This window comes from Burkholderia ubonensis (assembly GCF_001718695.1).
Lineage (GTDB): Bacteria > Pseudomonadota > Gammaproteobacteria > Burkholderiales > Burkholderiaceae > Burkholderia > Burkholderia ubonensis_B.
Genome location: NZ_CP013420.1, coordinates 2,538,267 through 2,550,699 on the forward strand (window position 1 = coordinate 2,538,267; position 12,433 = coordinate 2,550,699).

The 12,433-nt window shown below is 68.3% G+C and carries 12 protein-coding genes and 1 tRNA gene; 12 read left to right on the forward strand and 1 reads right to left on the reverse strand.

Translation table 11 applies throughout. The annotated features are described in order from the left end of the window. Positions 1-103: 103 nt before the first annotated feature. From WJ35_RS11560 to WJ35_RS11615, 12 genes are all read left to right on the forward strand, one after another. Entirely contained in the window at positions 104-745 is a 642-nt protein-coding gene (locus WJ35_RS11560; protein ID WP_060238561.1) for a LysE family translocator, read from the forward strand. A gap of 108 nt (positions 746-853) precedes the next feature. Then, positions 854-1,711, forward strand: a complete 858-nt coding sequence (gene htpX / locus WJ35_RS11565) for a zinc metalloprotease HtpX (protein WP_059616472.1) — start codon at positions 854-856, stop codon at positions 1,709-1,711. A gap of 215 nt (positions 1,712-1,926) precedes the next feature. Further along, positions 1,927-3,324, forward strand: coding sequence for a 16S rRNA (cytosine(967)-C(5))-methyltransferase RsmB (gene rsmB / locus WJ35_RS11570; protein ID WP_069239190.1), 1,398 nt, complete (start codon positions 1,927-1,929; stop codon positions 3,322-3,324). After that, entirely contained in the window at positions 3,321-3,911 is a 591-nt protein-coding gene (locus WJ35_RS11575) for a DUF4390 domain-containing protein (RefSeq protein WP_010090315.1), read from the forward strand. The genes rsmB and WJ35_RS11575 overlap by 4 nt, the downstream gene beginning before the upstream one ends. After that, positions 3,901-6,321: a sensor histidine kinase EsaS gene (gene esaS, locus WJ35_RS11580; RefSeq protein WP_060238566.1), complete on the forward strand. Its 2,421-nt coding sequence runs from the start codon at positions 3,901-3,903 to the stop codon at positions 6,319-6,321. Before WJ35_RS11575 ends, esaS begins: the two co-directional genes overlap by 11 nt. Beyond that, a complete protein-coding gene (esaR, locus tag WJ35_RS11585) occupies positions 6,322-7,023 on the forward strand; it encodes a response regulator transcription factor EsaR (protein ID WP_010090317.1) in 702 nt (233 codons plus the stop codon). A gap of 61 nt (positions 7,024-7,084) precedes the next feature. Then, positions 7,085-7,160, forward strand: a tRNA-Phe gene (locus WJ35_RS11590). A 333-nt stretch (positions 7,161-7,493) separates the two neighbouring features. Next, complete coding sequence (gene queC / locus WJ35_RS11595; protein ID WP_029226298.1) at positions 7,494-8,228, forward strand: 7-cyano-7-deazaguanine synthase QueC; 735 nt, start codon at positions 7,494-7,496, stop codon at positions 8,226-8,228. Between the two features lie 69 nt (positions 8,229-8,297). Next, positions 8,298-8,930, forward strand: coding sequence for a 7-carboxy-7-deazaguanine synthase (gene queE, locus WJ35_RS11600; RefSeq protein ID WP_060238568.1), 633 nt, complete (start codon positions 8,298-8,300; stop codon positions 8,928-8,930). A gap of 19 nt (positions 8,931-8,949) precedes the next feature. Then, a complete protein-coding gene (gene queD / locus WJ35_RS11605) occupies positions 8,950-9,402 on the forward strand; it encodes a 6-carboxytetrahydropterin synthase QueD (RefSeq protein ID WP_010090320.1) in 453 nt (150 codons plus the stop codon). Positions 9,403-9,667: 265 nt separating this feature from the next. Further along, positions 9,668-10,453, forward strand: a complete 786-nt coding sequence (locus WJ35_RS11610) for an HpcH/HpaI aldolase family protein (protein WP_010090321.1) — start codon at positions 9,668-9,670, stop codon at positions 10,451-10,453. Beyond that, a complete protein-coding gene (locus tag WJ35_RS11615; RefSeq protein ID WP_060238571.1) occupies positions 10,450-11,202 on the forward strand; it encodes a tetratricopeptide repeat protein in 753 nt (250 codons plus the stop codon). The genes WJ35_RS11610 and WJ35_RS11615 overlap by 4 nt, the downstream gene beginning before the upstream one ends. A gap of 77 nt (positions 11,203-11,279) precedes the next feature. On the opposite strand, the gene rodA is transcribed toward WJ35_RS11615, so the two are convergent. Beyond that, positions 11,280-12,428: a rod shape-determining protein RodA gene (gene rodA, locus WJ35_RS11620; RefSeq protein WP_010090324.1), complete on the reverse strand. Its 1,149-nt coding sequence runs from the start codon at positions 12,426-12,428 to the stop codon at positions 11,280-11,282. Between the last annotated feature and the right edge of the window lie 5 nt (positions 12,429-12,433).

The following is a 12,433-nucleotide window of genomic DNA, read 5'->3' on the forward strand; positions in this document are numbered from 1 at the left end:
CGACACGGCTCGCCGGCGGCGCGCAATCGGCCGAACGGCCGAGTCGCAACGCACGGCGCGCACGCGTAGAATTTCCCTGCGCCTTCCCGGCTCCGAGGTTTCCATGCTTGGCATCACCCATTTCGGCTTCTTTCTCCTGGCGGTGTTCCTGCTGAACGTCACGCCCGGTCCCGACACCGCGTACATCATCGGCCGCAGCGTCGCGCAAGGCCGCGGCGCCGGGCTGATGTCCACGCTCGGCATCTCCGCCGGCTGCTGCGTGCACGCGCTCGCCTGCGCGTTCGGCCTGACTGCGCTGCTGGCTGCGTCGGCCACGGCGTTCACGGTGATCAAGCTGGTGGGCGCGGCCTACCTGATCTATCTGGGCGTGCGGATGATCCTCGCGAAGCCGGCGGCCGGGACCGACACGGCGCGGGCTGCGCCGGCCGCGGCCGCCAAACCGTTGCGCCAGCTGTTCATGCAGGGCTTCTGGACGAACGTGCTGAACCCCAAGGTCGTGCTGTTCTTCGTGTCGTTCTTCCCGCAGTTCGTGTCGGCCGACAGCGCGCACAAGGCGTTGGCGTTCCTGACCCTCGGCGTGGTGTTCGTCGTGATGAGCACGATCTGGAACAGCATGCTCGCGTGGGTCGCGGGCAGCGTGACGCGCCGTTTTTCCGGCAAGCCGGGCGTGAAGAAGTGGCTCGACCGCACCGTCGGCAGCGCGTTCGTCGGGCTCGGCCTCAGGCTCGCGGCTTCGCAACGCTGAGATTGAATTTTTCCGATCCGCACTTATCTAACAGATCGCTTACAATTTTCCGCCTCGCCCCTCGAGGCAACCGGCGGGTGCTACATTCGGACAAAGGAGTGGACACGTATGTTCAATTGGGTCAAAACCGCGATGCTGATGGCCGCGATCACGGCCCTGTTCATCGTGATCGGCGGGATGATCGGCGGCTCGCGCGGCATGACGATCGCGCTGCTGTTCGCGCTCGGCATGAACTTCTTCTCGTACTGGTTCTCCGACAAGATGGTGCTGCGCATGTACAACGCGCAGGAAGTCGACGAGAGCACGGCGCCGCAGTTCTACCGGATGGTGCGCGAACTGGCGACGCGCGCGAATCTGCCGATGCCGCGCGTGTACCTGATCAACGAAGACGCGCCGAACGCGTTCGCGACGGGCCGCAACCCCGAGCACGCAGCCGTCGCGGCGACGACGGGCATCCTGCGCGTGCTGTCGGAGCGCGAGATGCGCGGCGTGATGGCGCACGAGCTCGCGCACGTGAAGCACCGCGACATCCTGATCTCGACGATCACCGCGACGATGGCGGGCGCGATCTCGGCGCTCGCGAATTTTGCGATGTTCTTCGGCGGGCGTGACGAGAACGGCCGTCCGGCCAATCCGATCGCGGGCATTGCGGTCGCGCTGCTCGCGCCGATCGCCGGCGCGCTGATCCAGATGGCGATCTCGCGGGCGCGCGAGTTCGAGGCGGACCGCGGCGGCGCGCAGATTTCCGGCGATCCGCAGGCGCTCGCGACGGCGCTCGACAAGATCCATCGCTACGCGGCGGGCATCCCGTTCCCGGCGGCCGAGGAGCATCCGGCCACCGCGCAGATGATGATCATGAACCCGCTGCACGGCGGCGGCCTGCAGAACCTGTTCTCGACGCACCCGGCCACCGAGGAGCGCATCGCGCGCCTGATGGAAATGGCGCGTACCGGCCGCTTCGATTAGGGCCCCCGCAAGCCCGTTATCAGCGTGAACAGGCTCTAAGCCGCCCCTCATTCATCGCCCACACCCCGCATGCCTCGCGCTGCGGGGTGTTTCATTTGCCGCGCCCGCAAAGGGGCCGCATGGCCTCACGCTACAATGCGCGGTTTGGGATCGCGATGCCCACGCGGCGGCCCGGTTCCCGCCGCTCGCGGCGCCCGTTTGCCGATTTCGCTCCGATGACACGAACCCGTTCCTCCGCCCCGTCTTCCTCCGGCCGCGCTGCGCGCCCGTCCGCGCTGCGCCTCGCGCCCGAGTCGCTCGGCTTCGCGCTCGATGCGGCCGCGCAGGCGGTCGACGCGGTGCGCCGCGGCACTGCGTTGCCGGCCGCGCTGGCGACGGTGTTCGCGGGGATGGCGTCCGGCGCGCAGGCGCTTGCGCGCGGCGCGACGCAGGACGTCGCCTACCGGACGATGCGCCGCCTCGGCAGCGCCGACTGGCTGATCGGCCGGCTCGTCAGCAAGGCGCCGCCCGCGCATGTCCAGGCCGTCCTCGCGTGCGCGCTCGCGCTGCTGCTCGATGAAGGCGACGCCGCCGCGTATCCGGCGTTCACCGTCGTCGACCAGGCCGTGACCGCGATCGGCGCGCGTCGCGAGGTCGCGTTCGCGAAAGGAATGGTCAACGCGGTGCTGCGGCGCTTCCTGCGCGAGCGCGATGCGCAGGTCGCGGCGATGCAGGACGATCCGGTCGCGCGCTGGAACTACCGTGCGTGGTGGCGTGACGCAGTGCAGGCCGCGTGGCCCGACGGCTGGCAGGCGATGCTCGCGGCTGGCGACCGTCCCGGCCCGCTGACGCTGCGCGTGAATGCGCGCCGCACGACCGTCGACGCGTATCTCGACACGCTGCGCTCGCACGGCATCGACGCGGCCGCGATCGGCAAGCATGCGGTGCGGCTCGCCTCGCCGTTGCCGGTCGAACGCATTCCGGGCTTCGCCGACGGCGTCGTGTCCGTCCAGGACGCGGGCGCGCAGCTCGCCGCCGAATGGCTCGGCGCGGCCGACGGGATGCGCGTGCTCGACGCCTGTGCAGCGCCCGGCGGCAAGACCGGGCATATCCTCGAACTCGCCGACGCGGAAGTCGTTGCGCTCGAAAGCGACGCCGCCCGCGCGACGCGCATCGGCGAGAATCTCGCGCGGCTGTCGCTGGTCGCGGACGTGCGCGTCGGCGATGCGGGCGCGCCCGGCGAATGGCACGACGGCCGGCCGTTCGACCGCATCCTCGCCGACGTGCCGTGCTCGGCGTCCGGCATCGTGCGCCGTCATCCCGACATTCGCTGGCTGCGCCGCGAGGCCGACATTCCGGCGCTCGTCGCCGAGCAGCGCCGCATCCTGTCGGCGCTGTGGCCGCTCGTGAAGCCGGGCGGCGAACTGCTGTACGTGACCTGTTCGATCTTTCCGGAAGAGGGTGAGCTGCAGGCGCGCTGGTTTGAAGCGGCTTGTGAAGATGCGGTACGATTGGACGCGCCCGGCCAGCTGCTGCCGCGCGCCGCCTCGGGCGGGGCGCAGGCAGGCGCGGCCGGTCCCGACCAGAACACCGATCACGACGGATTTTTCTACGCGCGGTTTCAGAAACGGTGACGATCAAACACCTTTTTCCACTTCGGCTCGCGGCCGTGCTGATGGTCGCATTGGCCCTGTGCCTCGCGGTCGCGAGGCCGGCGCGCGCCGAATCGATCGCCGTGCAGCGCGCATCGCTGCAGTCCGACGGCAGCGGCTGGAGCCTCGACGCCCGCTTCGATTTCGAGCTGAATTCGAACCTCGAGGACGCCGTCAACAAGGGCATCCCGCTTTACTTCACGACCGATTTCGAGCTGGCCCGCGCGCGTTGGTACTGGTTCGACGAACAGCCGGTGTCGGTGTCGCAGACGATCCGCCTGTCGTTCCAGCCGCTCACGCGCGAATACCGCGTGTCGACGGGCGGCCTGCAGCTCGGCTTCGGCACGCTGAAGGACGCGCTCGCGGTCGTCAAGCACATCACGTCGTGGCACGTGATCGACCGGAACCAGGTGCACCAGGGCGAAACCTATACGGCCTCGGTGCGGATGCAGCTCGATACGGCGCTGATGCCGAAGCCGTTCCAGGTCGACGCGGTGAACAACCGCGACTGGACGCTCGGGTCGGACTGGAAGCGCTTTACCTTCACGGTGACCGAACGTGCTAAATAAAGTGCGCCGCGCGGCCAGCGGGAAGAGCCTGCTCGTGCGCGTGATCGTTTCGACCGTTGCCCTCACCGCGCTGCTGCTGCTCGTGCTGCTGGCGGCCGCGAGCGCGAACACCGAATTCTTCGACCGCTACTACTCGTGGCTGTACGCGACCAACATCGTCGTCGCGCTGGTGTTCCTGCTCGTCGTGCTCGGCCTGATCGGCATGATCGTCGTGCGCCTGAGGAAGGGCAAGTTCGGCACGCGGCTGCTTGCGAAGCTCGCGGTGTTCTTCGCGCTCGTCGGCGTCGTGCCGGGCGGCATCATCTACATCGTGTCGTACCAGTTCGTGTCGCGCAGCATCGAATCGTGGTTCGACGTGAACGTCGAAACCGCATTGACCGCCGGCCTCAACCTCGGCCGCGGGATGCTCGACGCATCGCTGTCCGACCTGCAGACGAAGGCGCGCCTGATGTCCGACCAGCTCGCGAGCGCCGATACGAACACGAACGGCACGACGCTCACGCTGCTGCGCCTGCGCGACCAGTTCGGCGTGCAGGACGCGACGATCGTCGAGCCCGGCCGCAGCGGCCCGGGCGCCGCACCCGACCTGCACATCGTCGCGCAGGCGTCGGGCAATTTCGCGGCGCTGATCCCGGACGACCTGCCGACGCCGCTGATGCTGAACCAGGCGCGCGAACGCGGCGCGTACGCGGCGATCGAGGGCGAGGTCGACGGCGATCCGCATGCGCATGGCGCGAAGGGCGCGCTGCGGCTGCGCGTCGTGCGGCCCATTCCGGATGCGTCCACGTCGCTGCTGCAGCCGGCCGAACGCTTCCTGCAGCTCACGCAGCCGGTGCCGCCGACGCTCGCGCACAACGCGGACGCCGTGCAGCGCGCGTATCGCGAATACCAGGAAAAGGCGCTCGGCCGCACGGGCCTGCGCAAGATGTACATCGGCACGCTGACGCTCGCGCTGTTCCTCGCGACCTTCATCGCGATGATGCTCGCGCTCGCGCTCGGCCAGCAGCTCGCGCGGCCGCTGTTCCTGCTCGCGCAGGGGACGAAGGAGGTCGCGGAAGGCGACTACACGCCCAAGCGCGAGATCAAGTCGCGCGACGAGCTCGGCTTCCTCACGCAGGCGTTCAACGCGATGACGCGCCAGCTGTCCGAGGCGCGGCTCGCGGTCGAGAACAACCGCATCGCGCTCGAGCATTCGAAGGCCTATCTCGAGAGCATCCTCGCGAACCTGACCGCGGGCGTGTTCGTGCTCGACCGCCAGTTCAGGCTGACGACCGCGAACCGCGGCGCCGAGCGAATCTTCCGGCAGCCGTTCGATGCGCTGATCGGCGCGACGCTCGACCAGGTCGGCGTCGTCGCGGAATTCGGCGCGATGGTGCGCAAGGCGTTCGCCGATCGCGAGGCGGCGTCCGACGGCGGCAGCGGCGATCATGGCCATTGGCAGCAGCAGTTCGCGGTCGAAGTGCCGGGTGAAGCCGATCCGCTGACACTGCTCGTGCGCGGCGCGCGTCTCGTGTCGACGGTGCAAGGGCAGGCGGACGATCCGCAGACGTCCGGCTACGTCGTCGTGTTCGACGACATCTCCGACGTGATTTCCGCGCAGCGCTCGGTTGCGTGGGGCGAAGTCGCGCGGCGGCTCGCGCACGAGATCAAGAACCCGCTGACGCCGATCCAGCTGTCGGCGGAGCGGCTGCAGATGAAGCTGTCCGACAAGCTCGCGCCGACGGATGCGGACGTGCTGAAGCGCGGCGCGACGATGATCGTCAACCAGGTCGCGGCGATGAAGCGGATGGTCGACGATTTCCGCGAATATGCGCGCACGCCGCCGGCGGTGCTCGCGAACCTGCAGCTCAACGAGCTGGTGAGCGAGGTGCTCGGGCTCTACGGCGTCGGCGAGGGCAAGAGCGCGATCGTCGTCGAGCTCGCGCCGCTGCCGGTGATTCGCGGCGACGCGACGCAACTGCGCCAGGTGATCCACAACCTGCTGCAGAATGCGCAGGATTCGGTTGCGGAAGTCGCGCAGCCGCGTGTGTTGATCGAAACCAAGACAGTAGAATATGGCGATCCTGACACCGAGGGCAAAACGCGTGTCGCGGTTCGCCTGACCGTGTCCGACAACGGTCCGGGCTTTCCGGCGCGCATCCTGACCCGTGCGTTCGAGCCTTACGTGACGACGAAGGCGAAGGGCACGGGCCTCGGGCTGGCCACGGTGAAGAAAATCATCGACGAGCACGGCGCGCGGATCGACCTGCGCAATCGCATGCACGGCGAGGTCGTCGAGGGTGCGCAGGTGTCGATCCTGTTCGTCCAGCTGGCGAGCGATGCGCCGGACGCCGGGCATGGCGTACAGGGCGTGCAGGGCGGGACGGCCCCCGCAAAGACAAAAGCAAGTGTGCAGACAAAGGCAGCGTAAATGGCAACCATCCTGGTGGTAGATGATGAAATGGGCATCCGGGAATTGCTCTCGGAGATCCTCAGCGACGAAGGACATGTCGTCGAGGCGGCGGAGAACGCGCAGGCCGCGCGTGACTACCGCCTGAATCAGACGCCCGATCTCGTGCTGCTCGATATCTGGATGCCCGATACCGACGGCGTTACGCTGCTCAAGGAATGGGCGGCGCAGGGGCTGCTGACGATGCCCGTGATCATGATGTCCGGGCACGCGACGATCGACACGGCCGTCGAGGCGACGAAGATCGGCGCACTCGATTTCCTCGAGAAGCCGATCGCGTTGCAGAAGCTGCTGAAGGCGGTCGAGCACGGGCTCGCGCGCGGCGCGGCGCCGGCGACCATCAACGCGGCGGCGAAGCCGGGAGCAGGGCCGGCCGCCGGGCCCGCGGCGATCGCGTCCGCGGCCGCGTTGCCGACGCTCGGCGACGACATGGCCGCGACGCTCGGCCTCGCCGGGCAGACGGCGGCGATTCCGTTCGACATCCCGTTGCGCGAGGCGCGCGACGCGTTCGAGCGCGCGTACTTCGAGTATCACCTCGCGCGCGAGAACGGCAGCATGACGCGCGTCGCGGAGAAGACGGGCCTCGAGCGCACGCACCTGTATCGCAAGCTCAAGCAGCTCGGCGTCGAACTCGGCAAGAAGCCGCCGGAAGGCATCGCGTAAAAAACTTCGCGAAAGTGCTTGCGCTACGCCAGATACCTCGATATACTTTCTCTTCTTCGTTGGCCCGGTAGCTCAGTTGGTAGAGCAGCGGATTGAAAATCCGCGTGTCGATGGTTCGATTCCGTCCCAGGCCACCAGCATTTCGAACCCCAAGAATCGCCGGATTCTTGGGGTTTTTCGTTTGTGGTGGCGCGCGCTGCCCGGCGGCATTCGCGGCGACGTGATAAAATCCGTGCCCGCTCAATGACTTAGCGCGTCGCTTCGCGTGCATCGCGAAGCGGGCGGTCCGGCATCGCGCCGGTGTGAGGCGCCGATGTCGCGCGATGGGCGGCATAAGCGTCCCGTCGTCTTTGAAGCAGGCGGCCCCGCCTATACTGGTCGAGCCGGCGCAGCCGGCACGCGCCGGGCGGCCCTCGCGACAGCCGGTCGCCCGGGCGCGGCGCGAGCCTACACATTCACGGAGTATCACGGTGATTCGGACAGACGCTAAAGACGGCGCGCTCGTGTTGTTTTCCGGCGGACAGGACTCGGCCACGTGCGTGGCCTGGGCCCTCGAACGCTATCAGACGGTCGAGACCCTCGGCTTCGACTACGGCCAGCGCCATCGCGTCGAGCTGGAGTGCCGCGAAGGCGTGCGCGACGCGCTGAAGCGCGAGTTTCCCGCGTGGGCCGGCCGGCTCGGCGACGATCACATGATCGACCTGTCGGTGCTCGGCGCGATCAGCGACACCGCGATGACGCGCGCGATCGAGATCGAGACGTCGGCGAACGGCCTGCCGAACACGTTCGTGCCGGGCCGCAACCTGCTGTTCATGACGATCGCCGCGGCGATCGCCTACCGCCGCGGGCTGCGCGTGCTGGTCGGCGGGATGTGCGAGACCGACTTCTCCGGCTATCCGGACTGCCGCGACGACACGATGAAGGCGCTGCAGGTCGCGCTGAACCTCGGCATGGACACGCGCATCGTGCTCGAGACGCCGCTGATGTGGCTCGACAAGGCGCAGACCTGGCAGCTTGCCGAGCAGCTCGGCGGCCAGGCGCTCGTCGAGCTGATCCGCGTCGAGACGCATACGTGCTATGTCGGCGAACGGGCGGAGCTGCACGATTGGGGCTTCGGCTGCGGCGAATGCCCGGCGTGCAAGCTGCGCAAGCGCGGCTACGAGGCCTACCTGAAGGGCGAGCGCGTGACCGAAGCGCCGCTGTGACGCCCGCGCGCCGGCGGCGCACAATGATGAACTGATCGAGAACGAACGGCGCGAGCCGGATCCAGGACGATGACTTACGCGGTCAAGGAAATTTTCTACACGTTGCAGGGCGAAGGCGCGAACGCGGGCCGTCCGGCCGTGTTCTGCCGGTTCGCCGGCTGCAATCTGTGGTCGGGCCGCGAGGATGACCGCGCGCAGGCGCTGTGCCGCTTCTGCGACACCGATTTCGTCGGCACCGACGGCGAGAACGGCGGCAAGTTCAAGGACGCGGCGGCGCTCGCCGCGCAGGTCGCGAGCCTGTGGCCGGACGGCGAGGCGCACCGCTTCGTCGTCTGCACGGGCGGCGAGCCGATGCTGCAGCTCGACCAGCCGCTCGTCGACGCGCTGCATGCGGCAGGCTTCGAGATCGCGATCGAGACCAACGGCTCGCTGCCGGTGCTCGAGTCGATCGACTGGATCTGCGTGAGCCCGAAGGCTGACGCGCCGCTTGTCGTCACGAAGGGCAACGAGCTGAAGGTCGTGATTCCGCAGGACAACCAGCGGCTCGCCGACTATGCGAAGCTCGACTTCGACTATTTTCTCGTGCAGCCGATGGACGGCCCGTCGCGCGACCTCAACACCAAGCTCGCGATCGACTGGTGCAAGCGCCATCCGCAGTGGCGCCTGTCGATGCAGACGCACAAATATCTGAACATTCCCTGATGCACCGGCTTTTGACATCGTGCTGATTACCCGAAAACTCGAATTCGACGCGGGACACCGCATTCCCGATCACCGCAGCCAGTGCAGGAACCTGCACGGCCATCGCTACGTGCTCGAAATCACGTTGCGCGGCGATCTCGTCGATACCGAGGGCGCGCCCGACCGCGGCATGGTGATGGATTTCGCCGACGTGAAGGCGCTCGCGATGGAGCACCTGGTCAGCAAGTGGGATCACGCGTTTCTCGTCTACGCGCGCGACGAGGTCGTGCGCTCGTTCCTCGAGCAGATGGCCGATCACAAGACCGTCGTGATCGACCGGATTCCGACCGTCGAGAACCTTGCGGCGATCGCGTTCGACATCCTCGCGAACGTCTACGACGCGCACTACGGGATCAACCTGCGCCTCGAGCGCGTGCGCCTGTACGAAACGCCGAACTGCTGGGCCGACGTCGAGCGCGAGCCCGGCCGCTGAGCTTCCCGGCGCGGCCGTCCCGCCCGGGTGGCGCGGACGGCCGCCGCGGCGGCGTTCCGTCCGCCGCGGTCGATGGCGGTAATCCCCTGGCGGCTTTCCGTTCCGCCCCTTCCCACATTCCGCCGCGTGCCGAGCTATGATCGTTGCGTGGCGTCGCAAAACGCGTCAGCGTTTCTGCGCCGGCGCAGCCCGGCGCGTCGCGCCCCGTCCCGTCTCGCCCGTTGCTTGTCCCTTTCGAATGCCCGTCCGTCTGGAGGCCGTTTCGATGAGCACGCTGACCAATTCCCTCAAACAACGCCTGCACGACGGCGACGACCCGCTATACGGCCTGTGGCTGACGCTTGCGAGCGACGCCGCGGCCGAGGCGCTCGCGCACGCCGGCTACGACTGGCTCTGCATCGACATGGAGCATGCGCCGAACGATAGCCACGACGTCGCGTCGCAGCTGCGGGCGCTGGCCGCCGCCCATCTGCCGAGCGAACCGGTCGTGCGCGTGCCGGCGCGGGAGCCGTGGCTCGTGAAGCGCGCGCTCGATGCGGGCGCGCGCACGCTGATGTTTCCGAACATCGAAACCGTGGACGACGCCGCGCACGCGGTGCGGCTCACCCGCTACCCGTCGCCGGAATCGCCGGACGGGCTGCGCGGCGTGGCGGGCATGGTGCGCGCGGCGGCGTTCGGAATGCGGCGCGATTACCTGCAGACGGCGAACGCGCAGGTTGCGGTGATGGCGCAGATCGAATCGGCGCGCGGCGTCGACGAAGTCGAGCGGATCGCCGCGATACCGGGCATCGACTGCCTGTTCATCGGTCCCGCCGATCTCGCGGCGAGCCTCGGGCATCTCGGCGACATCCGGCATCCGACCGTCGAAGCCGCGATGGCGCGCGTGCTCGCGGCGGGCCGGCAAGCGGGCGTCGCGGTCGGCATCTACGCGGCCGATACGGCCGCGGCGCGGCAATACCGCGACGCCGGCTACCGGGTCATTTCGCTGTCCGCCGACGTCAGCTGGCTGCTGCGCGCGACGCGGCAGGCATTGCAGGAGGTGCGGTCATGAACGCAAGCGCCGGCGCGTGCCGCCGCACCTGTGCGCGCGCGCTGCGGGCGGGCGGCGCGGCGCTCGGCCTGTGGGCCGTCTGCGGCGCTGCGTTCGCGCAGGGCGCGCGAGCGCAGCCGGAGCCGGCGCGCGAGACGGAGTCCGCGATCGCCGATTACAACGCGGGCAATTTCCGGGCGGCGCTCGTGCAGTTTCACGATGCGGCCGAGCGCGGCAACCGTCTCGCGCAGTTCAATTACGCGATGATGCTGATCACGGGCGAGGGCGTGACTGCGAACGTCGAAGAGGGGCTGCGCTGGCTGAGGCGCGCGGCCGACGCGAACATGTCGCACGCGCAGTACGTGTACGGCCGGATGCTGGATGACGGCGATTTCGTCGCGCGCAATCCGGCTGAGGCGCACCGCTGGTTCCTGAAGGCGGCGAAGCAGGGCCACGTGCAGGCCGAGCTGTCGCTTGCCAACCAGTTCCTCGACGGACGCGGCACGCCGCGCGACAACCGCCAGGCGTTCGTCTGGTACAAGCAGGCCGCCGACGCGGGCGATCCGACCGCGCAGTACGTGACCGCGTCGTTCTACGAGCGCGGCGGCGACGGCGTCGAGCAGAACCTGAACATCGCGCGCGCGTACTACGCGGCGGCCGCCGCGCAGGGCGACGAGACCGCGGGACTCAAATTCAAGGAGCTCAGCGAACGCGTGAAGGCGCAGGGCCCGGCGAGCGGCGGCGGTGCCGGCGCGGCGCCGCCGCAATGACAAAGCGGCGCATGATGCGCCGCCGCAATGATGAAGCGGCGCATCATGCGCCGCTTCGAGTTGATTTTCCGCGCGGGTCAGGTCTTCATCAGCCGCCTTTGCCGGCCGACGCTCATGATCATCCCGATCGCGATGCCGAGCGTCGTGAGCGCGGTGCCGCCGTAGCTCATGAACGGCAGCGGCACGCCGACGACGGGCAGCACGCCGCTCACCATCCCGATGTTGACGAACGCATAGACGAAGAACGCCAGCGTGAGCGACCCGGCGAGCAGCCGGCCGAATTGCGTCGCGCCCTGCGCGGCGATGTACAGCCCGCGCGCGATCAGCGCCATGTACAGCGTGAGCAGCACGAGGCCGCCGGCGAGGCCCCATTCCTCGGAGAACACCGCGAAGATGAAGTCGGTGTGCTTTTCCGGAATGAATTCGAGGTGCGCCTGCGTGCCCTTCAGGTAGCCCTTGCCGAGCGCGCCGCCCGAGCCGATCGCGATCACCGCCTGGATCGTGTGGAAGCCCTTGCCGAGCGGGTCGGACGTCGGGTCGAGCAGCGTGCAGACGCGGTGCTTCTGGTAGTCGTGCATCAGCGGCCACTGCACTTCCGGCTGGCAGATCCGCTCCTCGAACACCGCGATCGAGCCGACCGCGATCACGCCGGCGACCAGCACCGGCACGATCAGCTTGAACGACAGGCCCGCGAGATAGATCACGAAGAAGCCTGCCGCGAACACGAGCAGGCCGGTGCCGAGGTCCGGCTGCTTCGCGATCAGCCCGACCGGCACCAGCAGGATGCCGAACGCGGCGATGAAGTCGTACCAGCGCACGCCGCCTTCGCGCCGCTGGTAGTACCACGCGAGCATCAGCGGCGTCGCGATCTTCAGGATCTCGGACGGCTGGATCACGACGCCGACGTTCAGCCAGCGCTTCGCGCCCTTCTTGGTCATCCCGAACAGCGCGACCGCGATCAATAGCGCGACGCCGAACGAATACAGCGGGACCGCGAAGCGCATCAGCGTCGTCGGCGGGATGTTGGCGATCACCCACATCAGCACGAACGTCAGCAGGATGTTGCGCAACTGGTCCTCGACCCGGCCCGGCACGTCGATGCTCGCGCTGTACAGCGTGACGATGCCGACGCACAGCAGCAGGAACACGATGAGGGCGAGCGGGCGGTCGAAGCCCGCGAACATCTGCTTGATCTTGTCGAGCCAGGCGCGCTTGTCGAATTGCATGCCTT